This is a genomic window from Microlunatus sp. M237, from assembly GCF_056896895.1.
On record NZ_JBXHBL010000004.1, the window covers coordinates 214,106 to 236,434 of the forward strand.

The 22,329-nt window shown below is 67.9% G+C and carries 18 protein-coding genes and 1 tRNA gene; 6 read left to right on the plus strand and 13 right to left on the minus strand.

Annotated elements, in window-relative coordinates; translation table 11 throughout:
* Positions 1-55: 55 nt before the first annotated feature.
* Positions 56-601: a VOC family protein gene (locus AC1XX3_RS16865; RefSeq protein ID WP_483322332.1), complete on the plus strand. Its 546-nt coding sequence runs from the start codon at positions 56-58 to the stop codon at positions 599-601.
* Here AC1XX3_RS16865 and AC1XX3_RS16870 read toward each other — a convergent pair.
* From AC1XX3_RS16870 to AC1XX3_RS16880, 3 genes are all read right to left on the minus strand, one after another.
* Positions 555-2,015 (minus strand): mechanosensitive ion channel domain-containing protein, encoded by a 1,461-nt coding sequence (locus tag AC1XX3_RS16870; protein ID WP_483322333.1) that lies wholly within the window; start codon positions 2,013-2,015, stop codon positions 555-557. The genes AC1XX3_RS16865 and AC1XX3_RS16870 overlap by 47 nt on opposite strands.
* Positions 2,008-4,071, minus strand: coding sequence for an adenylate/guanylate cyclase domain-containing protein (locus AC1XX3_RS16875; protein WP_483322334.1), 2,064 nt, complete (start codon positions 4,069-4,071; stop codon positions 2,008-2,010). The genes AC1XX3_RS16870 and AC1XX3_RS16875 overlap by 8 nt, the downstream gene beginning before the upstream one ends.
* 183 nt (positions 4,072-4,254) lie before the next feature.
* Positions 4,255-5,703, minus strand: a complete 1,449-nt coding sequence (locus AC1XX3_RS16880; protein ID WP_483322335.1) for an HTTM domain-containing protein — start codon at positions 5,701-5,703, stop codon at positions 4,255-4,257.
* A gap of 386 nt (positions 5,704-6,089) precedes the next feature.
* On the opposite strand from AC1XX3_RS16880, the gene AC1XX3_RS16885 reads away from it, so the two are divergent.
* The 3 genes from AC1XX3_RS16885 to AC1XX3_RS16895 all read left to right on the plus strand — a co-directional run bounded on the left by AC1XX3_RS16885 (position 6,090) and on the right by AC1XX3_RS16895 (position 8,322).
* Entirely contained in the window at positions 6,090-7,259 is a 1,170-nt protein-coding gene (locus AC1XX3_RS16885; RefSeq protein ID WP_483322336.1) for an ATP-grasp domain-containing protein, read from the plus strand.
* Positions 7,260-7,326: 67 nt separating this feature from the next.
* Complete coding sequence (locus AC1XX3_RS16890) at positions 7,327-8,133, plus strand: hypothetical protein (protein ID WP_483322337.1); 807 nt, start codon at positions 7,327-7,329, stop codon at positions 8,131-8,133.
* 116 nt (positions 8,134-8,249) lie between these two features.
* Positions 8,250-8,322: transfer RNA gene (locus AC1XX3_RS16895), tRNA-Arg, on the plus strand.
* Between the two features lie 126 nt (positions 8,323-8,448).
* Here the strand turns inward: AC1XX3_RS16895 and AC1XX3_RS16900 are convergent.
* The 8 genes from AC1XX3_RS16900 to AC1XX3_RS16935 form a co-directional block, all read right to left on the minus strand.
* Complete coding sequence (locus tag AC1XX3_RS16900; RefSeq protein WP_483322338.1) at positions 8,449-10,833, minus strand: hypothetical protein; 2,385 nt, start codon at positions 10,831-10,833, stop codon at positions 8,449-8,451.
* Between the two features lie 93 nt (positions 10,834-10,926).
* Positions 10,927-11,442 carry a GtrA family protein gene (locus AC1XX3_RS16905; RefSeq protein WP_483322339.1) on the minus strand — a complete coding sequence of 172 codons (516 nt, stop codon included), beginning with the start codon at positions 11,440-11,442 and terminating at the stop codon, positions 10,927-10,929.
* A complete protein-coding gene (locus AC1XX3_RS16910; RefSeq protein ID WP_483322340.1) occupies positions 11,439-12,131 on the minus strand; it encodes a class I SAM-dependent methyltransferase in 693 nt (230 codons plus the stop codon). The genes AC1XX3_RS16905 and AC1XX3_RS16910 overlap by 4 nt, the downstream gene beginning before the upstream one ends.
* Before the next feature lie 104 nt (positions 12,132-12,235).
* Entirely contained in the window at positions 12,236-13,192 is a 957-nt protein-coding gene (locus tag AC1XX3_RS16915) for an NAD-dependent epimerase/dehydratase family protein (RefSeq protein ID WP_483322341.1), read from the minus strand.
* 1 nt (position 13,193) lies between these two features.
* The gene (locus AC1XX3_RS16920; protein WP_483322342.1) at positions 13,194-14,219 is read right to left on the minus strand and encodes a glycosyltransferase; all 1,026 of its coding nucleotides are present in this window, start codon (positions 14,217-14,219) and stop codon (positions 13,194-13,196) included.
* Positions 14,220-14,296: 77 nt separating this feature from the next.
* Positions 14,297-14,977, minus strand: a complete 681-nt coding sequence (locus AC1XX3_RS16925) for a response regulator (RefSeq protein ID WP_483322343.1) — start codon at positions 14,975-14,977, stop codon at positions 14,297-14,299.
* Entirely contained in the window at positions 14,974-17,592 is a 2,619-nt protein-coding gene (locus tag AC1XX3_RS16930) for an ATP-binding protein (RefSeq protein ID WP_483322344.1), read from the minus strand. The genes AC1XX3_RS16925 and AC1XX3_RS16930 overlap by 4 nt, the downstream gene beginning before the upstream one ends.
* Before the next feature lie 74 nt (positions 17,593-17,666).
* Positions 17,667-17,861 (minus strand): hypothetical protein, encoded by a 195-nt coding sequence (locus AC1XX3_RS16935; protein WP_483322345.1) that lies wholly within the window; start codon positions 17,859-17,861, stop codon positions 17,667-17,669.
* 305 nt (positions 17,862-18,166) lie between these two features.
* On the opposite strand from AC1XX3_RS16935, the gene AC1XX3_RS16940 reads away from it, so the two are divergent.
* Entirely contained in the window at positions 18,167-19,720 is a 1,554-nt protein-coding gene (locus tag AC1XX3_RS16940; RefSeq protein WP_483322346.1) for an HNH endonuclease signature motif containing protein, read from the plus strand.
* Here the strand turns inward: AC1XX3_RS16940 and AC1XX3_RS16945 are convergent, their stop codons facing one another.
* Complete coding sequence (locus AC1XX3_RS16945) at positions 19,721-20,713, minus strand: EamA family transporter (RefSeq protein WP_483322347.1); 993 nt, start codon at positions 20,711-20,713, stop codon at positions 19,721-19,723.
* An 86-nt stretch (positions 20,714-20,799) separates the two neighbouring features.
* Here AC1XX3_RS16945 and AC1XX3_RS16950 point away from each other — a divergent pair, with 86 nt between their 5' ends.
* The gene (locus AC1XX3_RS16950; protein ID WP_483322348.1) at positions 20,800-21,369 is read left to right on the plus strand and encodes a CGNR zinc finger domain-containing protein; all 570 of its coding nucleotides are present in this window, start codon (positions 20,800-20,802) and stop codon (positions 21,367-21,369) included.
* Positions 21,370-21,378: 9 nt separating this feature from the next.
* On the opposite strand, the gene AC1XX3_RS16955 is transcribed toward AC1XX3_RS16950, so the two are convergent.
* Positions 21,379-22,227 (minus strand): serine protein kinase RIO, encoded by an 849-nt coding sequence (locus AC1XX3_RS16955; RefSeq protein WP_483322349.1) that lies wholly within the window; start codon positions 22,225-22,227, stop codon positions 21,379-21,381.
* Between the last annotated feature and the right edge of the window lie 102 nt (positions 22,228-22,329).

Below are 22,329 nucleotides of genomic sequence, written 5' to 3' on the forward strand. Positions count from 1 at the left end.
GTGCGCCGGCCGGTGAGTCCCGGTGCGCCGACCTGTCTGTCCTGGTGCGGGCACCGTGCCCGTCTGGATCGAGGAAGAGGTCACCATGCCCGCCATCACGCCGTGCCTGTGGATGGACAACCAGGGCGAGGAAGCCGCCCAGTTCTACTGCTCGCTGTTCCCCAACTCCGCCGTCACCGAGGTGGTGCGCTATTCCGAGGCCGGTCCGGGTGAGCCGGGCAGCGCCATGCTGGTCTACTTCACCCTGGACGGCCAGCCGTTCAGCATCGTCAACGGTGGACCGTTGTTCACCTTCAGCGAGGCGGTGTCGTTCGAGATCGCGTGCCGCGACCAGGCCGAGGTCGACCACTACTGGGACGGGCTGATCGCCGACGCCGGTGAGGAGTCACAGTGCGGCTGGCTCAAGGACAAGTACGGCGTCTCCTGGCAGGTCGTCCCCACCGTGTTGGCCGAGCTGACCCGAGACGCTGACCCGGAGGTGGCCGCGCGGGTGATGCAGGCGATGCTGCAGATGAAGCGGCTCGTCGTCGCCGAGTTGGTGGCCGCGGCGCAGGTCAGCGAAGAGGGACTGACCCGCTCGCCGGCTCAGGGAGGGCGGTGACCTCCGGCTCCTCCCTCGGCTGGCGGGCCAGGTCTCGGCGGCGGTCGATCTCGTGGCTGAGGTCGCGGGCCAACAACGGCCGACGCTTGACCAGGTCGTGGACGGAATCGACCGGGACGTTGAGCACCGACGTCTCCTCCAGTGCCACCCCGGCCAGCGTGACCGCTTCGTCGGTGAGCGCCGAGGGGTGCAGATAGCCGTTGCGCTCGACCACGCCCACCGGGATCTTGTCCCCGGTGGGCAGCACCCGAAGCAGCTGGATCGTGCCGGTGACGACGATGCCCAGCGTGCCCGGCTGCTCTCCCACGCTCTGCACGGTCTCACCCGTGCCATAGCGGACCAGCTCGAACTCCGACGCCAGCTCGGCCGCCTCGTCGGCCGAGAGGAACAGGGCCGCGCAGACCGATCGTGCGGCCTGTTCGGTCAGCTCCGCCGTCGCCCACCCGCGCGGGTCCGCACCGTCGAGGTGCAGACCTTCGCGCCGGCTCGCGTACCAGAGCCAGCTGAGGAAGAGGCTGCGCGAGCCGGCAATGTCGGAAAGGTTCTGCAGCCGCAGGACAACCTCGTACGCCCCGCCGCCCTGAACGGTGGCGACGGGTCTCGCCCCCACAGGCGAGCCTGGCAGCTCGGCCGCCAGTCGCTCCAGCAGGGCGCACACCTGGACCGGCGAGTCGTCGTTGGCGAACTTGATCGCCACCGTCTCAGTGGCCGCCATCGAAGGACGGCTCAGGTTCACGAAAGCGGACTGGGCCAGCAAGGCGTTGGGCACGATGCAGATGGCTCCGCCGGAGTCGAGGTGCACGGAGCGCCAGTTGACCTCGACGACCCGCCCCTCCACCCCCGGGATCTTCCCGGTGCTGGTCCGCAGGTAGTCACCGAGGGTGAACGGCTGCTCGAACAGCAGCAGCAGGCCGGAGACGATCGACCCCGCCGCAGACTGGAGCGCCAGTCCGATCACCAGCGACGTCACCCCGAGCGCGGTGAACAGACCGCCGACGTCGGCACCCCACACCTGGGCCAGCAAGATCGCCAGCCCGACGCCCACGATCACGAGCCGGGCGAGCTCGATGAAGATCGACGGGACCCGGTCACGCCAGGATCCGGCCTTCGCCTGGCCGAACACCGCGACATTCAGCGACGACAGGACCAGCAACAGCAGGAGCAACGCGAAGACGGTCGCCACCAGCCGCACGCCGGTCACCTGGAACTGGATTCCGGCTCCCTTGGTGAGGAGCAGCAACAGCGCCAGGGAGGGAACGACATAGGTACGCAGCAAGGCGACGGCCTTGACCATGCGGCTCCCCGTCCGCGCCAGCCAGTGGTGCAGCTCGGTGAGCAGCACGAGCGCGACCGGCAGACCGACCGCGATGCCGATGGTCCAGGCGAGCCACGGCTGCTGCCAGAGGTCAGGCACGGGCGGGCTCCAGGTCGAGCGCCCAGGTGGAGCCGCTGTCGGCGCCGGCTGCGGTGGTCGGCTGGAAGCCGAACTCCCCGCGCAATCGGTCGTACACGCGCTCGGTCACGAAGATTCCGGACGGGGCGCCGTGGTCTCGGACCTGGTGGGCCAGGTCCACGGCCTCACCCCACATGTCGTAGACGACCTGCGTGCTCCCGATCAGTCCGGCGGTCACCGGCCCGGTGTCGATGCCCACCCGCAGTCCGAGGTCGAGCCCGTGCTGAGCGTTGAACCGCGCCACGATGAGCTCCATCTGCCGGGCGAACTCCACCGTCCGCCGCGCGTTGTCCAGCCGAGGGACCACCGCACCGCAGCTGGCCAGGTATCCCGTCCGGATGCTGCGCACCCGCTCGATGCCCAGCTTTTCGGCGGCGTCGTCAAAGGCCCGGGCCAAGGCGTTGGTCAGCGTCAGCACCTCTGCCGAGCTTCGCCCCTGGGTGGCGCGGTCGATCCCGACGATGTCGGCGAAGATCACGCTGACGTTCGCCAGCTCGCGGGCGATGGTGGCCTCACCCCCTCGATAACGCTCGGCAACACCTGGCGGCATCAGCATGTGCAGCAGACGGTCGTTCTCCGCCTGCTGCGCGGTGAGCAGCTCCGCTTTCGTTCGCAGGTTCTTGTTCATGTCGTTGAACGCGGACCCGAGGTCGCCGAACTCGTCCCGGGTGGTGACCGGGATCTGGGTCGTGAAGTCACCACCTGCCACCGTGCGCACCGCCGTCACCAGCCGTGCCAGCGGGCGGGTGAACACTCTGGCCAGCAGCAGGGATGCCAGGGATACGAGCAGGATGAGGCCGGCGGTCAGCACCCCGAGGTTGCGGGCGAACCTGGTCGACGGAGCGTACGCCTCGGCGGTCTCGACCTTGGCGATGATCACCCACTCCAACCCGTCGATGTGAAGCGGGGCGTACGCGGTCAGAGCCTCGGCGCCCAGATAGGTGGGGCCGATCACCAGACCGGTCTGTCCCCTCAGTGCCTGTTCCACCGCCGGCGTCTCGACGGACTGGATCAGCACCGAGCTCTTGGCCGCCACGGCTCGGGCCGCGATCTCGGGTGGCGTTCCCGCCTTGACCGTGTCGTTCTGATAACCAGCGGGATCCTCGATCAGCTTGCGCGACGTGGACCGCATCAGCTTGTCGGTGCCGACCAGATAGACCTCGCCGGAGGTGCCGAGACCGTTGGCCACCCACCCGCCGTCGTCGGTGGTGATGTCGTTGATCCGGTCCAGCGGCAGCTGCACCACCAAGACGCCCTCGATGTCGCCGTTGGACCAGATCGGTGACGCGGCGAAGGAGGTCGGCGCATCGAACGACGGCTGGTAGGGCTGGAAGTCGCTGAGCGTGAAGCTGTCCAACGCGTTGGACCGTAACGCGCCGTCGTAGACGCTCTCGAGGCCGCCGCCGCGATAGGGACCGGTGTGCACATTGGTGCCCAGGTCGTTGCCCTTGTAGGCGCTGTAGACCACGTTGCCCTGGGTGTCGAGCAGGAAGACATCGCGATAGCCGAAGTTGGCGACCAACGAGCGGAAATAGCCGTGATGCTTGGCGTGGGTCTTCGACCAGGCGCTGCCGTCGCCGGCATCGTTGGTGGCCAGCTTCTGGGCGAAGTCCGTGGTCGTGACCGTGTATTCCGCCTGCAGATACTGTTGGGCCGCAGTCCGGGGCAGCAGCGCCGCCGCGTCGATCCTGATCCCGGTTCGCTCCTCGTACGGTCCGACGAAGGAGTCGTCGTAGTACTTCTTCACCAGCTTCGCCTGGGAGGGATCAGCAGGACCGGTGTTGAGTGTCGCGAAGCCGGTGGTGAAGCCCCGTACGGCCTCGATGGCGGTGAAGCCCTGAGCATTCGTGATCACTGAGCTCTGCAGGGTGTCGAAATACTGGGTCAATTCCCGGGTCCGGGACTCCCGCACCTCAATCAGCTTCTCCTCCACCGCGTCGCGTAGCGACGATGTGCCCGAATGCAGGCCGAACAACCCGACCGCGCAGGCCGAAATAAGGCTGACAGCAAGGAGCATGGTCAACAACTTTGACTGGACGCTGAGCCCCACCCGACGTTTCTTAGATCTCGGTCGTCCAACTTTGTCCAGTAAGCCCTGATCGACAGTCACGGGGGTAAGACTAGGTTACGGCTCGAGCGCGTGGGCACCCACTGGATGCGACGTCGAGCACAGTTGATTTAAGAACTGGGCTCATCTTCTTCAGGCCCTCAGCGAACCCAATATTTGATCACGGTCTCCCACCCGACAGACGAATTGGATGACGCCGTTGTTGCTGTCGAGCTCATCGTGGTTGCGGCTATCGAGCAAGGCGATTCGATGGCTGTCCAAAAAAGCCTGCGGTGCTGCCGATGCGGGGTTGGCGAAGTGGAGCGCCGCGGCGCGCTGCAGCAAGCGGTTCCAGTGCTTGCGGAGCAGCCCGGGTGGGCAGAAGGTGCGGGTTCGGCCGTCGCCCGTGACCAGCTGGAGCCGGACCCAGCCGTCACTCCAGGCCAATGGATAGGGCAGCCGGCTGGCCACGTACTCCTCACCGAGCAGGCCGGCCTGGGCTGCGTCGTGGATCGAGTCGTGCGACCACCGTTCGGCGGGGCCGCGGTAGAAGGCGTACATGGGGACACAGGTGAGTGGCCAGCGTTCGATGCCTCGCCAGGCCACCCATACCAGCCCCAGACTGAGCAGTGTCGATCCGTAGACCACGATCAGCGGCCAGGTGCCGAGGGCGCCGCGATCGGGAACGGCCGCGGCTGCTCCGCCCATCGCCAGTGGATAGCACCAGGTCTGGGGCAGGTAGTTCGGGTTCATCGTCAGCCAGATTCCGAGGTGGAACAGCGCCGCGGCCACCAGGGTGGGAGCCCGCAGGTCATCGACGAAGAGGGCTGCCACAGTGCCGAGCTCGAGCGCGACCGTCGCCACCGCTAGCCCCCGGCAGGCGAGCGGGTGGTCGTGGAGGAAGCGTTTCAGGGCCGGCCACGCGCCCACCCGCGGGCGGGAGACGAAATACCGCAGCGACTCGCCGTCCAGCCATCGCAGACCACCGAGGCGAAGCTTGGACAGTCCTCCGGCGAAGAGTGTGTACACCGCGATCACCATCGCGAACTGCCGCAGAAAGCCAGCCGGCAGGGCAGAGGCCGACCCGGGTGGGAACGGATATCCCGCGACCACCGGTGCCAACCAGCTGTCCACCGACCAGGTCGCATTCAGGTCGACCAAGGGCGCCGCGGCGAGCACGCCGAGCGGAATGACCCACCGATGGTTCGTTCCGAGAGCGCCTGCCATGGCCCCATGCAGGACCCAAGCGCTCACCGCGACGATCAGCGCGGCCCAGCGGCCGCCGAAGCCGACCAGACAGGCCACCCAGGCCACGATGAGGATGGCCCGCATCGATGCCAACCACAGCCGATTGGTGGCCAGCGCGCCGACCTGGCGCATCAGTCCTTGAGGCTCGTAGAAGTCCGGATGAGATCGGCCGACAACCTCGGGCGCCTGCAGGGGTGAGTCCCCGAACGGCGGGCTGTGTCGGTGGGATAACACGGCCAAGGCGAGCAGGCCACCGTAGAGATAGATCCGCCAGATTCCGCTCAGTGCTGGTTGCCCCAGCCAAAAGTCGAACAATGCTTGGTCGAACCATAAAAATAGGCTGTTCGTCAGCACCTGGCCATGCGCCTCACCCCTTTGTTCGACAATTTCGAAGCGATGCTAGTGTCTGCGCCGATCGTGATTCAAACCGCTCGGGGCCACAGTCAGCTTTTTTGGAAGGGATGGAGCGGTTGCGAAACGGTGCACCAGCGGCGCTGGTGAATCCCGGCACATTTTCGCGTGCAGAGGCCTTTTATCCGCAAGTGCTGGCGCAGCCACCCCATGCGGACGTTGAACGATTCTTCGCACTCGAACGTTGCGACATCATCGAGCGCTATTGCGGTCGTCATCGGTTGACCGATCCGGTGCAGCTCGGCCGTTTACTCGGCCAGCATTGCCGTCAGTTGATGTGGGCCGGTTCGGATCTGCTGCTGGTCAAAGGGGCCGACCGGAGTCGGCAGATGATCGTCCTCGAGACCAACTCCTGCCCGTCGGGGCAGAAGTCGATGCCGACCCTGGCGTCCTGGGACGGACACGGTGGCTACCTCCGCCTGGCTCGGGCGCTCTTCGACCCGGCGGCTGCAGGTGCGACCGCCGTCATCTACGACAAGAACCCGATGGAGGTGTTCGGCTACGCCCGCGCGCTGGCCGACCATCTGCAGCAGCCGGTGCTCGTCGCCCAGTTCGCCGCCGACGACCCCTACGCTGCTGTCCGGTTCCGCGAGGGCGTGCTGCAGGTGCGTGATGACGGGGACCGGTGGCACCCGGTCGAGCGGGCCTTCCGCTACGTCACCCAGCGCCCATGGACCCGTCTGCCCCTGCGGACCCAGACCACGATCATCAACCCCGTCCTGGCCTGCCTCGCCGGTGGTCGCAACAAGCTGGTGGCGCACAAGGCATACGAACGCCTCAACTCGACGCTCGCCGGCACCGGCCTCGAGGTCCGGACCCCGATGACGTTCGCCGACGTCGAGCTGGCTGATGTGGGCGAGCTGGTGGCGGCGCTCGGTGGCAGGGCGGTGGTCAAGGTGCCGTACAGCAACGCGGGCCAAGGCATCTACATCATCACCGACCGCGCTGCACTGACCGCCTTCCAGTCGGAGCCGCACGCGTACGACCGCTTCGTGGTGCAGGAGCTGGTCGATGACGTGGAGGCCTCGGCGGACTACCTGCCGAAGCACCTGCACCTCGGCACCCGGCCCGATGACGTGGGTCGGCGGTTCGCCTTCGACCTGCGGATGTTGGTCTGCAGCGGACCGCGAGGGTTCGAGCCGCTGGCCGCCTACGCCCGTCGGGCGCGCGACCCGCTGGGCAGCGGCTCCGCCGCGCCACGCCGCTTCGCCACCAACCTGTCGAGCAGAGACGCTTCCGGCGCGTGGACCCTTGACGACAGCAGGCTGGTCCCCCTCGACGCAGCCGGATTCGACCTGCTCGGCCTGTCGCTCGACGACCTGGTCGACGCCTACGTGCAGACGGTCTTGTCGGTCTGGGCGATCGATCAGATGGCTCGATCCCTGCTGGACGGGCAGGGCGACTTCAGCCAGGAAGCCTTCCACGCCGTGAGCGGCGACGACGCTCTGCTGGCCGAACTGATCGGCGCCCCGACCCAGCCTGTTGTGAGCCAGCGTTGAGGACCCGCTGTGGGTCCTCGTCCAACCAGCGAGGGTGGCTCGTGCCCGCCACCATGAGGAGTGCAGCATGACCAAGATCGGACCTTACACAACCCTGGCGACCGAGCCCGCGGGGCAGCACGTCTACCACGACCGCGACAGCATCCCCTTTCGGGCCCAGTATCCGCTGATCGAGTTCCAGGACGTCTTCGTGGAGACTGGCGCCGAGGCCCAGGAGCTGCAGCGTTACATGATCAAGAACTACTGGTATCAGAAGGCGAACAGCCTCGACCGGGCCAAGATGGTGCATCGGGTGGTGCACATCAACCACAACCTCGACATCGTGCTCAGCTTCATCGACACGCACTACCGGCCGCTGGGGTTCGAGGTGCAGCACATCTCCATCGCGGGGTCGTACGTCCGGGCCGACCAGCCCGGCGACATCGACTTCGACGTGGTCCTGAGCGGGTCGTTCTTTGACTACACCACTTTCAACGAAGGTATCGAGCTGCTCGACCTGACCGGCTCGGTCCAGAAGATCTCGCTCACGGTGATGGGGATGGAGAACGTCCTGGGCACCGCCACGACCATCGACGAGATCCGCAACGACGGCTTCGTCCACCACGACACCATCGCCCGCGAGATGCTGATCGCGCCGATGGGCAACATCACCGTCTACGGCCGGCCGTTCGACCACAAGAAGACCATCGACGGACACAACGTGCTGGTCCGCATCGCCCGGCAGCTGTACTTCGCCCAGCTGACCCTGGAGGGCAAGATCCCCTACTACAACGAAGAGCCGCTCCGGACCCGAAAAGCCATCAAGCGGATCGCCGAGGCACACGAGATCATCGACTGGCTGCTCAACACCTCCGACGACCTACGGCGGCGATGAGACGCTGACGGACTGTCTGCCGCGGTGGGCCCGGCGTTCGAGCGCCCGGGCGACCTCGATTTCCGTATGTCCGCGGACGTCCGGTATTCTCTTCCAGTCGCCTCGACCGGCGATGAGCACCCGTAGCTTAACGGATAGAGCATCTGACTACGGATCAGAAGGTTGTAGGTTCGAATCCTACCGGGTGCGCACATATCAGCCCTAGTCAGAGCTGCCTTCCCCGCTCTCGACGGAACACTCTTCGCCACGTCGCCGCAGATCCCGTGCGGGCCCTTCGTCGCCTGAACCTCGGGCCGGGTGCGGCGAACCGGCTGTTCACTCCTGGTAGGAGTCTCGCAACCGGTAGATCTCGATGTGCTCGCTGCGATACCGCAGCGTGGCGAGCCGTTTCAGCTCCGGCGAGATGGTGGTCGATCGCTTGTCGGCGAAGATCCAGCGAGCGCCATACTCCCGGCGGAGCTGGCCGAGCACTGCCTCGGTGGGCGCCTCAACCGCGCGGGTGCTGAGACTGCGGCGCTCCGGCCACGGGCTCGGCATCCGGTTGATCGATCTCGTGCCGTCGTAGTTGGCCATGTTGGCCGACGTGTACGTCCAGTCGCCGAGCACCATCCGACGCCCGCTCACCCCGGAGACCCACATGGAGTTCACCAGGCAGTCGGGGGTGTCCTTGCCCATCGGCCAGCAGAAGCTGTTGGTGGCCACCACCGCATTCGGGGCGGAATGGCGACGAAGCCACACCGCCGCCCTCTGTTGCTCCGGCGAGACGTACTGGTAGCTGGCGCCGACCTTGGGCAGTGGTCGCATGTCCGGCGGGCGGGCGTTCAGGACTGCCTGGAACGGGACGACGAGTGCGCCGGCGAGTGCGAAGATCACCGCGGCGGTCAGCAGCGGCACCGAGAGCCGACGGATGAAGATCCGAGCCACCAACACCAGCAGCAGCGTCCCCGCCAGGGTGGCCACCATGAGCGCATAGGGCCGGAGCCTTCCGGTGATCACGACGTCCGTGGCGGCGCGTACATCCACCCGGTCGAAGGTGGTGATGACGTACGCCACGATCAGGGCCGGAATCGAGATGACCAGGACCGGCACGACCAGCGTCCGAACCCGGCGCTTCGCAGGGAGCAGCCGCACCGCGCTGGTCACGGTGAGCACATTGGCCAGCGACAGCGTGACAGTCCAGAAGTAGTGTTCGCTGTAGCCGGGATGAGCCAGCATCCACATGGCGGCGTAGCCACCGCCCAGCAGCCCCCACGCCCACACCACCCCCGGATCGGAGCGAAGGGGACGGGAGAAGATGCTCAGCAAACCGAGCAGCCGTGGCGTCTCGGACAACAGCCAGATGACCAGCAACATCGCGATGATGGGCACTGCATCTGGTCGACCATCGGCGAGGGCGGGAACCAGCCAGCCGCCAGCGGCCGGCACAACCGGCTCCCCGTCGAGCAGCTGGGCGTACGAGCTATCGATGGAGACCAACGCCAACAGCTGGAAATGGCTGCCGCCGGTGCTCCCCGTCAGGATCGGCGCCCCAACGAGCCCGATCACCGCCGAAGCCCCGACGACGTAAACCATGGGCCAGTTGATGCGGCGGCTGCGGACGAGATCGAAGAGGAGAACGGTCACGGCGCCGCAGGCGACCACCGGCAGAATGCTGGGCTTGGTCCCGACGCAGGTGAGCAGCAGGAGCGTGAGCACCACCCAGGTGCCGCGCCGCGATCGTCTCCGCAGCAGATCGAGCACCGGGCCCGCCAACCCGAGGATCAAGATCATGGCCAGGATGCCGGACGGGCTGCTAGCGACGAACCCGTCGCCGACGCGCTGCGTGCCAGGACTGCCGAGGCGCCAGATGGCCGGAGCGGCCATCGAGAAGAACGCCGCCACCGGACCCACCCACCAGCGGCGGGCATCGCTCAGCGGCGCCCCGTCGCGCCCCACGAGCCGCGGCCCGTCCATGAACTGCTGCGCAGCCGCGGCGATGGCCAGCAGCAGCACGATGAGGATCGGGATCAACCAGTAGGTGATCATCGCGTCGGCGATCGGCGTCCCGCTGAGTTGTGCAGTAGCGGTCACATGGGCGTCGGCGAACCAGTGATAGCGCAGCGGTTCCCCGACCGCGAAGGGGTCCTGCGGTCGAAGAGTACGGCTCAGCTCGTAGGAGACGGCGCTGTTGTACCAGGTGTCTCGGGCGACCAGACTCGGTTCGGTTGGCAGTGCGCGGCGCACCATGGTGAGGCGATAGAAGCGGTACACCGCCAGCGCGATCACGACAGCCATGGCGAGGTGCCAGCGCGCCGGCGTCCGCAGTTCTGGGCTCCGATGCGGCCACCAGTGGTGCCGCAGTCCGGGGGCTGCGGCGAACGCGATCGCGACGCCCGCGGGCAGAGCCCACATCAGGAGCGGCTGATGGACAGCCGTGCTGACTGCCCAGGCGATCAGCTGCGCCACAATTCCCAGGACCGACCCGAACCCGAGCTCCTTGACCAGCGTGCTGGTTCCGACCAGCGCACGCCACAGCATCACGCCGGGGAACGTGCAACCGACCAGCCAGGCGCCGAGGAAGGCGACAATCGAAAGGGCAGGAGCGCCGGCCTGATGCAGGCTGACGAACGCGACGGAGAGAATGCCCAGCCAGGCGGCGGCCACGCCGACGACCGAGACGTTGATACGCCCCGGCGACGGGTGAACGTGGGAGTTGGGCATGGGTTCCTCCAGTGGGCTATCGAGCCGCGCTGATCGTGATCGACATGGACCCGCCGAGCGGGCTGGGTCTGCTGCCTGCTCGTGGCGCCCCGATCACACGGCGCGGTCAGACGTCGGCTGGTCGATCTCGCGGGCGTCGTCGGTCGAGCCGGGACGGCTGAAGACGAAGTAGCGATAGGCGAGCCAGCGGGACAACGTGGCCAGCACGAGCCCGACTCCGTTGGCTGACACATTGTCAGCCCAGGCCGAGTCGAGATCCAAAACGTACCTGCTGATCGCAAGGCACAGTGACGGGATCGCCACAGCGACCGCGTTGGTCACCACGAAGCCGACGATCTCGGCCCAGCGGCTGCCGGCGGACGTACCGCCGAAGACCCAGAACCGGTTGCCGGCGTAGTTGACGGCCAGGCCCGCCAGCATGGCCACGGCGTAGCCCGTGATCGGGTGGCTGGCGAGGAGAGGTGCATCGCCGACATGCACCAACAGGTTGAACAAGCCGATGGTGACCACCGTGGACAGGCCGCCGACGACCAGGAACCGTGCGGCCGTGTGCAGCTTTCGTCCGCGGTCGCTGGAGAGAAAACCGCTCAGCGTCGTACGCCAGGTCACCGCACCGTGGCGGTCAGCAACAGCGAGACGCCCGATCGCTTGCCGACCGGAAGGAAGCGTTCCGCCTTGATCACCGCGGAGAGGCAGGCATTGACGATCCGGGGGACAGGGGTGAGGTCATTGTCGGTGATGGAACGGCGCCGGAAGGCGACCACCGGTCGCAGCAGGACGTTCCACGAGCGGACCTCGTCGATGACGAAGTTGTCGTTGTCGAACAGGGCAACCAGCGACTCCCGGGTGTAGCGCCGGACGTGGCCGATCGCCTCATCGTGAGCACTCCACAGCCGCATGTCTGCCGGGACAGCAATCAGAACCTTGCCGCCGGGGCGGACCACCCGAGCGATCTCCGCGACAACCTGGTCGTCCTCGTCGATGTGCTCCAGCACGTCGTACGCCACGACGAGCCCGAAGTGGTCGTCCGGGAACGGGATGGCGCGAGCGTCGCCCTGCACCACAGTCAGCCCACGCGCCCGCGCCAGCTCAACACCGGCCGGGGAGAACTCCAATGCGGTGGACTCCCAGCCCGCCGCTTCCAGCACCCGGGTGTTGCCACCGGCTCCTGCTCCGATGTCGAGAGCCCGCGACGGCGGCACGTCCGCGATAGCCTGGGCGATGATGTGCCGCCGCTCGCGGAACCACCAGTGGTCGTCCTCGAGGTTGGCCATATTCTCGATCTGAGGCTGCTTCACGCAGTTCACCATAGAGGATCGCTGCCGCGCCGCACGGATGTTGGCGCGCGCGATGGCGCAGAATTCTGGCCGGGCGTATTCGCGCTGTAGCGCCGATCCGCGGATCAGGAAGCGCGGCTGAGCTCCCCGCTGCGTTGCCGTGCTGCCAGGTCGTCGATGGTGCGACCGATCCCGGCCGGCAGTGGCGTGGACAGGAAGTGGTCGAGCTCGGTCCACACCTGTGATCGCATCCGCAGGTCGCGCACCTGCAGCTTTCGGTTCGGCGAGTCGCCGATGACCAGGGGGGCGCGACGCTTGAACAGACGCTGGAAGATCCCGAGCAGCTCGGCAATCGTCGTCGGCCGCCCCGACGCGAGGATTTTCACGATGGGCGTCGTGGCCGGCACATCGCTGCGCATGAGCTCAACCGCGCGCACCACCATCCGGGCGCAGTCACCCACATAGAGATAGTCGCGGATCGTGTCCAGCGAGACGTAGAGCAGGATCGGGGACCGCAGCAGGTAGGCCTTGGCCAGCTGCGAGATGAGACCCTGGGGCTTGGCGATGTTCTGCCCCGGCCCGTACAGGTTCGAGATTCGACCGATCATGGCAGGCAGCCCGGTTCGCTCGACGAAGGCCTGGGTCGCGGCCTCCATCGCCAGCTTCGTGTGCCCGTAGGCGGCCAGCGGGGCGACGGCAGTGGTTTCGGTGAAGGGCGGTCCAGTGGCGCCGGCGTAGACGCCGCCGGCCGAGGAGGCGAGGAACATCGAGACATTGCGCCGGCGATCGAGCAGCGGTTCCAGCTCTGCGAGGAACGTCTCGTAGACCGCCACCTCGCGGGCGAGCGACTCAGCCGATGACCCGACCACGCCGGCTCCGGCCACCCAGACGAGGTTGCATCGGTCGTGACCGGCCTGGCGGATCATTCGCTCTGCACCATCCAGCAGTGCCGCGACGACGACGTCTCGGTCCTCCTCCCACGGGACAGCGCTACGGAGGACGTCGTGGTGCCGGTGATGGGCCAGCGCCGAGGTCGAGCGACCGAGCAGACCTGAGGCACCGACGACCCAGGTGACCGGCACGTCAGCTGCCGTCTTCGGTCAGCTGCGGCGGCCGGCCCCAGCCGAGCGGACCATCGGCCGGGTCGCGAACGATCAGATAGGGAGGGCGACCCATGGCCATGTTGACCGCGACGCCGAGGTATTCCGCCAGTGTTCCCAAGGCGAAGAGGATGGCGCCGGTGGTGATGAGGATGATGGTGACCAGTGACGTCCAGCCCGGCTCGATGTCGTTGCCGGCGAGCCGCGCGACCACCAGTGCCACCGCGACGACCAGCCCCAACACCGCGAATGCCACGCCCAGCACGCTCACCACGCGGAGCCCGCGGGTTCCGCTGGTCAGCACCAGTCGCCAGAAGTGGGAGATCAGGGACCGCAGCCGATACCCGGAGACGCGGTCGCCCTCGTCACGCAGCGTCACGGGACACGTGACAACGGGGGCGGCGACCCAGCCCAAAGCCACATCCAGGTAGACCCCCGCTCCGGCGTACGCGGCGACGCTGCGGCCGACTTCGCCGAGGATCAGGCGGTAGCTGTTGTACTTCGCGACGTCACCGGCGCCGCCCAGTCGTCCAGCGGTCCACTTGGCGCCACGCGAGGCAGCGTTGCGCAGCCAACCGTGGGGCGGTGGGTTGACCGGGGCGCCGTAGACCACAGCAGCGGACTGCCGTAGTGCGGTGTCCAGCATCGCTGCCATGTCGGCCGGGTCCTGCTGGCCGTCTTCATCGACGGTGACGATCCAGTCGCCTCCCGACGACGACATCCCGGCCAGTGTCGCCGAGTGCTGACCGAAGTTGCGGCTGAGCCATACCGTCCGTACGAAGTCGTAATGCTGCTCTAGCTTTCGCATCACCGTAGGCGAGTCGTCGCGGCCGTTGTCCCACACGAGAACGATCTCGCCCACGCGGCAGCGGTGGCCGTCAGGCGTGCGGAACTCCTCGACATACGGCGCCAGTTGGTCCACCACGGAGGCGAGGTGTCGTTCGCCTTGGTAGACCGGGATGACGACAGAGATGTCGTGCACCGGATCGTGCGGTGTATCGGCAGACATGGGCTCAGACTACTGATCATTCGCACGGTGATGAGACACACGGCGGCGTGTTGAGTGCCCGCGGGCGGACCCGGTGATCAGAGCACGAAGCGGTAGCCGACGCCCGGCTCGGTGAGGAAGTGCCGGGGCCGGCCGGGCTCGGCCTCCAGCTTGCGGCGGAGATTCGCCAGGTAGACCCGCAGATAGTTGGTCTCGCGGTGATAGCTCGGGCCCCAGACTTCACGGAGCAGTTCGGTCTGTCGCACCAGTTGGCCCGGTTGGCGGGTGAGGACCTCCACCAAGCGCCACTCCGTCGGGGTGAGATGCACCGGCGCTCCGGCGCGGGTGGCCTGCTGTTCGGTGAGGTCCAGATGCAGATCGCCGGCCTGGACCACCCGAGCCGGTGCTTCGGCGTTGAGCGGGCTGTGCCGCAGCGCGGTGCGGATCCGGGCCAGCAGCTCCTCCATGCCGAAGGGCTTGGTGACGTAGTCGTCGGCCCCGAGGTCGAGTGCTTCCACCTTGTCGTCAGAGGCGTGCCGCGCCGACAGGACCAGCACCGGGACCTCGGCGAACGAACGCAGTTGGCGCAGCACGCTCATCCCGTCGAGGTCGGGCAAGCCCAGGTCGAGCAGGACCAGGTCGGGCATCCGCTCGCTGACCACCTGCAGGGCCGAGCGTCCGTCGGCTGCCGTCTCCACCTCGTACCCGCGGGCGCGCAGGTTGATGGTGAGAGTCCGCAGCAGGGAGGGGTCGTCGTCGACGGCCAGCACGAAGGTCATGGTGCGACCACCGTAGATGCACCGGGGAGGGCGGGCTCACGATCGGTGGCGTCGGAGTCAGGGGTGTGGCGATCGCCGGGGTCGTCCTCGCCGGATCGGGGGACGGCTGGGAGGTCGACGACCATGGTGAGGCCGCCGCCCGGAGTGTCGACGGCGCTGATCTTGCCGCGCATGGCCTCGGTCAGCCCTCGCGCCACGGCCAGCCCCAGCCCCAGGCCGTCGCCGTTCGGAACGTCTCCGAGCCGCTGGAACGGTGCGAAGAGGGCCTCGCGCGAGCCGGGTGGGATACCCGGCCCGTGGTCGATCACCAGCAGCTGGACGCGGTCGGGGTCCTCGGCGGGAGCCTGGGCGGTGATCTCGACCGGCGTCCCATCGGGGGTGTGCCGCAAAGCGTTCTCGACCAGGTTGGCGATCACCCGATCCAGCAGCCCTGGATCGGCCAGGACCGAGCGGTCCAAAGCCTCCAGCCGGACCTCGATCCGCTCCCCTGCATGCAGCGGCTCCAGCGCCCAGGCGACGGAGCTGGTCAGGTCGACGTCGCCGAGCAGCGGGTTGACCGTCCCCATCTGCAGCCGGCTGAGGTCGAGCAGGTTGTCGATGAGGTTCTCCAGCCTGTCGGCACCGCTTTCCACTGTGGCCAGCAGCTCGGCCTCATCGGTGGCCGACCAGGTGATGCTCGGATCACGCAGGCTGCTGACCGCCGCTTTGATCGCGGCGAGCGGCGTACGCAGGTCATGTGAGACGGCAGCCAACAGGGCCGTACGGGTGCGGTTGCCCTCGGCCAGCTCGGCTGCGTGTCGGGACTCGGCCAGAGCCTGACGGCGCTCGCGGACCACGGCGAAGTGAGCGGCGTAGGCCGACAGCAGTCGGCGGTCCGCGGCGTCGAGCGGATGACCACGGAAGACGACGGCGACCTCGGGGGAGACCTGGATGGTGGCGTCGCAGCCGGTGATGGTGGTCGGTGCGTCGCCGAAGTCGGCTTCCACCACCCAGCCGTCCTCGCTGCGGTGCAGCACCGCGGCCCCCGACATGTTGAAGACCTCACAGACCTTGCTGAGCAGCTCGGTCTGGTCGTCGCCGGTGTGCAGCAGCGTGTGCGACAGCACGGCCAAGGCGTTGGCCTCGGTTCGGGCGCGGACCGCCTCGGTGGTACGCCGGGCCGCCCGGTCGACGACGGTCGCCACCGAGACCCCGGTCACCAAGAACACGGCGATCGCCAGCGCGTTCTCGGGACTCGCGATCGTGAGGGTGCCGGTCGGAGCGACGAAGAGATAGTTGAGCAGCACTCCGCTGAGCACCGCTCCGAGAACCGCCGGCAGCAGCCCGCCGACCAGCGCGGTGGCGACCACCAGCCCCATGAACAGCATGGACTCGGTCGGCAGCCCGTGCAGGTGCGGCGTCAGCGCCAGCCCGGTGGCCAGCGCCGCTGTCCCGGCGACCGCCATCACGTAGCCGCCGACCAGCCGCTGTCGGCTCACTGTGGTGCGGCGTCGGGCCGGGCCGGATCCCCGACGGGCGTACGCATGCGTGACCACGTGAACGTCGATGTTCCCGGACTCCGCGATCACCACCTCGCCCACGCCGGGCCGGAGCAAGGTGGCCACCCGGCTTCGGCGACTGGCGCCGATCAGCACCTGGGTCGCGTTGACTCCGCGGGCGAAATCGAGCAGACCTTCGGCGGCGTCAGCGGCCACCACGGCGTGAAAGGTGCCGCCCAGCTGGGCTGTCTTCGCTCGCAGTTGCTCCAGCTGGACCGCGGAGACCCCGCTCAGTCCATCCCGCCGGGTGACATACACCGCCATCCACTCGCCCCCGGTGTTGCGGGACGCGATCCGCGCGGCCCGGCGCAGCAGTGCCGCCGACTCCTCCCGTCCGGACACTGCGACGACGATGCGCTCTCGGGTGGCCCAGGTGGCGTCGATGCCGTGGGCAGTGCGGTAGTGGTCCAGTGCCTCGTCGACCCGGTCTGCGAGCCACAACAACGCCAGCTCGCGCAGCGCCGCGAGGTTGCCCTCGCGGAAATAGTGGGTCAGGGCGTGCTCGATCTTGTCCGCGGCGTAGATGTTGCCGTGGGCCATCCGCCGCTGCAGCGACTGCGGGCTCATGTCGACCAGCTCGACCGTGGCCGCGTCGCGGACCACCTGGTCGGGGACCGTCTCGTGCTGGCGGACGCCGGTGATGGACTCGACGACGTCGTTGAGCGACTCGAGGTGCTGCACGTTGACGGTGGTGATGACATGGATCCCCGCCGCCAGCAGAGCCTGCACGTCCTGCCATCTCTTCGCGTGCGCACCGGGGTGCGACGCGAGATAGTCGGCGTCGTAGGCGTTGCTGTGGGCGAGCTCGTCGACCAGCGCGACCTCGGGTCTACGGGCGAGAACGGCGTCAAGATCCAGCTCGCTCATCTCGACGCCCCGGTAGCGGACCGCCTTGCGCGGTACGGCCTCCAGGCCGTGCGCGGCCTCCTGTGTTCGCACCCGGCCATGGGTCTCCAGGTAGGCGATGACGACGTCCGTGCCGCGTTCGAGCCGCCGTCGACCCTCCTCGAGCATGGCGAACGTCTTGCCGACGCCGGGCGCGGCCCCGAGATACACCCGGAGCTGACCTTCTGCCATGCCCTCAGTCTGCCTCAGCCTGGGGAGGTCGACCGCCGAGGTGCCCAGCTCGGGTCGGCTCACTGTCGTCGCACTCAGCGCTGTGCGGCCAGGGCAGCGTTCGGCGTGACCACGTCGCCCCGTGGTTCGCCGAGGCTGCGGTCGGAGGTCGCCGGGGCCTGCTCAGCCACCCGGTCGGTCGGCAGCTCGGCCTCCGGCGGGTCGGCGTCGGAGCCGCGGACGGTGCTGGCGACCAGGAGCAGAGAGCCGCAGGCGGAGAGGGCGGGCATCAGATCCGGTCCGGGCCGATCGGGAGATAGACGGCCTGCGCGGCAGCCGCAACCAGGCCGATAGGCAAGAGACTCATGAGGCCATCCCAGCCGTCGGGTCGTCGACAGCAGCTTCTCTTAACGCCATCTTGGCGCGCGTTGACGGTGTCTTAGCGGGGGCAGCCAGTGCATGTACGGGCTTACCGACGTGACGAACGGGAACTAGTCAGGCGGCTGCCTCGGTCGCCAGCCGCTGCTGCGGTGGCGGTTGTGCAAGGTCGTCACGACGCGAGAAAACTGTCAGTGGCGGATCGTAAATTGTACGTATGTTCGATTTAAGGATGGAGTTGCCGGCTGACAGGTCGGCGACTGCGACGTGTGTCGCTGAGCTGCACCGGATGGTGGTGATGGCGGAGACGCGGTTGTTGGTGGTCGCCGCGCACTGGGCTGACCTGCACGGACCAGGACCTGAACCTGTGGTTGATTCCGGACCGAACACGGAACACTTTCGCCAGCTCGGTGGCGACGGTACGCCGCTGGTCTCGGAATACGCCGCCGGCGAACTCGGGACGTTGCAGGAGACCACCACCGGTGCTGCGTCGGCGCAGATGGCCGATGCACTGGATCTGCGGCACCGCTTCCCGCGGCTCTGGGCACGAGTGCTGGCCGGGGAGGTCCGCGGGTGGAAGGCCCGTAAGGTCGCCCAGCACACCCGCCACCTGTCAGCCGAAGCAGCCAGCATGGTCGACGCCATGGTGTGCGGTCCGATCGGGGCGATCTCCTGGGCACGGTTTGAGAACCTGCTGCAGGCGGCCGTGATGAGCGCCGACCCCGTAGGAGCGGAAGCGCGGGCGAGGTTGTGGGAAGCCGAGCGGTTCGTCCGCGCCGGCCGGACCGAAGTGGGCGGACTGAAGGTGCTGGTCGCCCGGGCCAATGCCGGTGATGTGGTCTGGTTCGTCGCCATGGTCAACCGGATCGCCGAAATCCTTCAATTGGAAGGCGATACCGGTCCCGTCGGGGTCCGCCGATCGAAGGCGATCGGGATTCTCGGTCAGCCGGCGACAGCGTTGGCGCTGCTGCAGACACACCAGGGTGACCCGTGTGATCAGGTCGAACCGACCGCCGAAGGACCGGAGCCGGTGGACACGCATCAGTCGGTGCGGTTCGACGGACCGGTGGTGGATCCTGTGAAGGCTCGACCGCAGACCACGCTCTACATCCACCTCAGCCACGAAGCCCTGATGACCGCAACCAACGCCGGCGCCCCCGACACCGGCGGCGCCGGACCTCATGACCGTGTGACCGATGGTGGCGTCCGCAGCTACGTCGGTGGGGCCGAAGGCGACGACCCGGGCACCATCGGTGGCTACGTGGGCCGGATCGAAGGCGACGGCCCCGTCACCATCGACCAGATCCGCCGGTTCCTCGCCAACACCCCCAACACCATCACCGTCCGCCCGGTCCTCGACCCGAACCCAGCACCGGTAGACGCCTACGAGATCCCCCACCGCCACCGCGAAGCCCTCCGACTCCGCAACCCCGCCGACGCCTTCCCCTACAGCACCAGCCTCAGCCGCACCATGGACCTCGACCACACCATCCCCTACGCCAACCCAGGCCCACCCCAACAGACCAGCCTGGCCAACCTCGGACCCCTCGACCGACGACACCACCGCCTCAAGACCCACGGCCGCTGGCGACTCCGACAACCCGTCCCGGGCGAATACCTCTGGCGATCACCGCACGGCTGGGTGTATCTGGTCACCAACCAAGGCACCCAAGCATTGGGCAACAACGCCTTCACCGACCGCATCTGGCACACCGCCACCGCCCTGCAACGCCGACCAGCCCGGGCCGCGCCCGCGGCCAGCGCCGCCTGACTAGCTCGACGTGGAGTCCGCTACGACCGGCTGAGTCAGGCTGTCGGCGCCCGGGCGCTGCGGACGTTGCACGATGGCGATGCCGACCAGCATCAGCGCGCCGCCAATGATCTGCACCGCGGAGGGACGCTGGCCCACGAGGGCAGCGGCGAAGATCACCGCGAACACCACCTCGGAGAGGGCGACGAACGAGGCCACGGAGCTGCCCAGTCGGCGCACGGCGACGATGCCACTGAGATAGGCAAAGGTCGCGGCGATCAGCACCAGGGCGGCCAGCGGGACCCACCAGGCGATGGTCTCACCGGCCAGGCTGGTGCTGTTGGTGCTCGCAGCCAGCGGCAGTACCCCGGTCAGTCCCACCAGCACGATCACCAGGGCGCCGATCCCGGTGCCGGCTGTGGTCATCAGCAGCGGCGGCACGGAGGGTCCCGTCGTGGACTCCTCGGCGAGGACGAAGTAGGCGCAAAGGCCCACCGCCGCACCGAGCCCCCACAGCACGCCGACGACCGAGATCACCAGGTCGCCGGTGAGATCCAGCACCAGCACCATCCCGACGATCGCGACTGCCGCCCCGGCGAACACGGTGCCTGCCGGACGGGTGCGCCGACGCCACCAGTGCCACCCGATCAGCATCACCGGCGCCAGATACTCCAGCAGCAGCGCCACCCCGACGGACAGATACTGCACGGCGCTGAAATAGCACAGCTGCGCGGCGGCGACGGCGATCACGCCGTACGCGACCATCCGCCGACCCTGCAACGCCGTCGGAAGTCCGGTACGCCGCAGCAGGATCAGACAGGGCACGAGGAGCACAAGGAAGGCGCCGCCCACCCGCACGGCCACCACGGCACCCGGTGACCAGCCGGAACCCAGCAGCGACTTGGCCAGAGGGCCCGAAATCCCGAACGCGGCCGCCGAGCTAAGAGCCCACCCGAGGCCCCGCGCGGAGACGTGGCTGCGGGTCGCATGGGTGGGGCGAGAGGCTGTGGTCATCGTGATCCTGGAGGAGTCCGGAAGGGTGTCACTAGCGAAAGTCGGTATGCTCATGACACTAGAGGCACCGCATGTCAGGAGTCAAGATGCATTTTGCCCATGACACGCAAGAGGCACTGGTTGAGGCGGCGGCGCTGGTCAACACGCTGAGCGACGACAAGGACGTCATCGTCGACCGCGCCGGTCTCGACACCTTCCTGGCTGCCCACCCCTACTCCGGGGTGCACTTGGGCACGGAGGAGGAGTTGCAGGCGGTCCGGGCGCTGCGGTCCCGACTGAGGACCGTCTGGGAGGCGCCGGACAGCGACGCCGCCGCGTTGATCGTGAACGAGATCCTCACCGAGGCGGACGCACGCCCCTATCTGACCCGCCACGACGCGTACGACTGGCACCTGCACGTCACCGCCCCCGACGCCCCGCTGGCCGACCGGATCGCCGCCGAGGCGGCGATGGGCTTCCTGGACCTGATCCGGATGCAGGACCTTGACCGGCTCAGGATCTGCCAGGCCACTGACTGCCACGACGTTCTCGTCGACCTGTCCAAGAACAAGTCGAAGCGGTTCTGCGACTCCGGCAACTGCGCCAACCGGATGCACGTCGCCGCGTACCGCGCCCGCCGGTCCCAGCGCGCTGACGGCCCGCCGCCGCCGAGCTGACCCGGGCCGTCAGAAGGCGTACGCGACCAGTTCCGCCATCAGTTCGTCGCCGTCGCGCGGCAGGCCCCGCGCGGTGAACCAGGTGCAGACGTTGCGGCAGTCGCGGGACAAGAACTCCATCCCCGAGGGGTTGGCGACGATATCCACCGCCTGCGGCAGGTCGATGATCACGATCCGGTGCTCCGTGGCCAAGATGTTGAACGGGGACAGATCACCGTGGGTGAGCCCGAAGCCGGCCATCACGATCAGGGCTTGGTGGAGCTGCTCCCAGTACGCGGCCAGCAGCTCGGGGTCGGGCCGGGTCTGCGCCAGCCGGGGAGCCCCCGCGCCATCCGCGGTGGTGATGAGCTCCATCAGGATCTCCGTCCCGTCCAGCTGGACGGGATAGGGCACCGGCAGTCCGGCCGACCAGAAGGATGCGAGATAGCCGAACTCGGCCATCGCCCATTCGCCGGCCTGGACGCTGCGGCCGTGGCGGGTGCCCTTGGCCGCGGCCCTGCGGTCACGGCTGTTGCGCATCCGTCGACCCTCGACATAGCCGGAGTCACGGTGGAACTGGCGCCGCTCGTGCGAGCGGTACCGCTTGGCGGCCAGGACGACCGACGCGTCTGCGGTGGCGCGCTCCAGCAAGAAGACGTCGGCCTCTTTGCCGGTCTTGAGGATGCCGAGCTCGGTGTCGATGGCGGCGTCGGCGGTGATCACCCAGTCGGGCCACGGTTCAGGCCCGGCGACGATGCCCATCTCGTCCCAGGTCGACCAACGTTGGCCCGGTTCGAGCTCGTCGGTGGGGAGATAGGTGAAGTCGGACGGAGCCGACGGGGACGTGGGATCAGGGAAAGAAGGGTCCTGAGAAGACATGATCTGCGGTGCTCCTGAAGCGAAGGGACGAGGGTGGGCGCGAGACGATCGCCCGGACGGCGTTCACCATGTCCACACCCCCTTCGGCTCCTCGGGTCCGCT

Coding starts and splice junctions, on each gene's coding strand:
- AC1XX3_RS16875 (WP_483322334.1), bottom strand. CDS start 4,071: ATGCTCCTTGCTGTCAGCCTTATTTCGGCCTGCGCGGTCGGGTTGTTC.
- AC1XX3_RS16885 (WP_483322336.1), top strand. CDS start 6,090: ATGATCGTCCTCGAGACCAACTCCTGCCCGTCGGGGCAGAAGTCGATG.
- AC1XX3_RS16890 (WP_483322337.1), top strand. CDS start 7,327: ATGACCAAGATCGGACCTTACACAACCCTGGCGACCGAGCCCGCGGGG.
- AC1XX3_RS16900 (WP_483322338.1), bottom strand. CDS start 10,833: ATGCCCAACTCCCACGTTCACCCGTCGCCGGGGCGTATCAACGTCTCG.
- AC1XX3_RS16920 (WP_483322342.1), bottom strand. CDS start 14,219: ATGTCTGCCGATACACCGCACGATCCGGTGCACGACATCTCTGTCGTC.
- AC1XX3_RS16925 (WP_483322343.1), bottom strand. CDS start 14,977: ATGACCTTCGTGCTGGCCGTCGACGACGACCCCTCCCTGCTGCGGACT.
- AC1XX3_RS16930 (WP_483322344.1), bottom strand. CDS start 17,592: ATGGCAGAAGGTCAGCTCCGGGTGTATCTCGGGGCCGCGCCCGGCGTC.
- AC1XX3_RS16935 (WP_483322345.1), bottom strand. CDS start 17,861: ATGCCCGCCCTCTCCGCCTGCGGCTCTCTGCTCCTGGTCGCCAGCACC.
- AC1XX3_RS16940 (WP_483322346.1), top strand. CDS start 18,167: ATGTTCGATTTAAGGATGGAGTTGCCGGCTGACAGGTCGGCGACTGCG.
- AC1XX3_RS16945 (WP_483322347.1), bottom strand. CDS start 20,713: ATGACCACAGCCTCTCGCCCCACCCATGCGACCCGCAGCCACGTCTCC.
- AC1XX3_RS16950 (WP_483322348.1), top strand. CDS start 20,800: ATGCATTTTGCCCATGACACGCAAGAGGCACTGGTTGAGGCGGCGGCG.
- AC1XX3_RS16955 (WP_483322349.1), bottom strand. CDS start 22,227: ATGTCTTCTCAGGACCCTTCTTTCCCTGATCCCACGTCCCCGTCGGCT.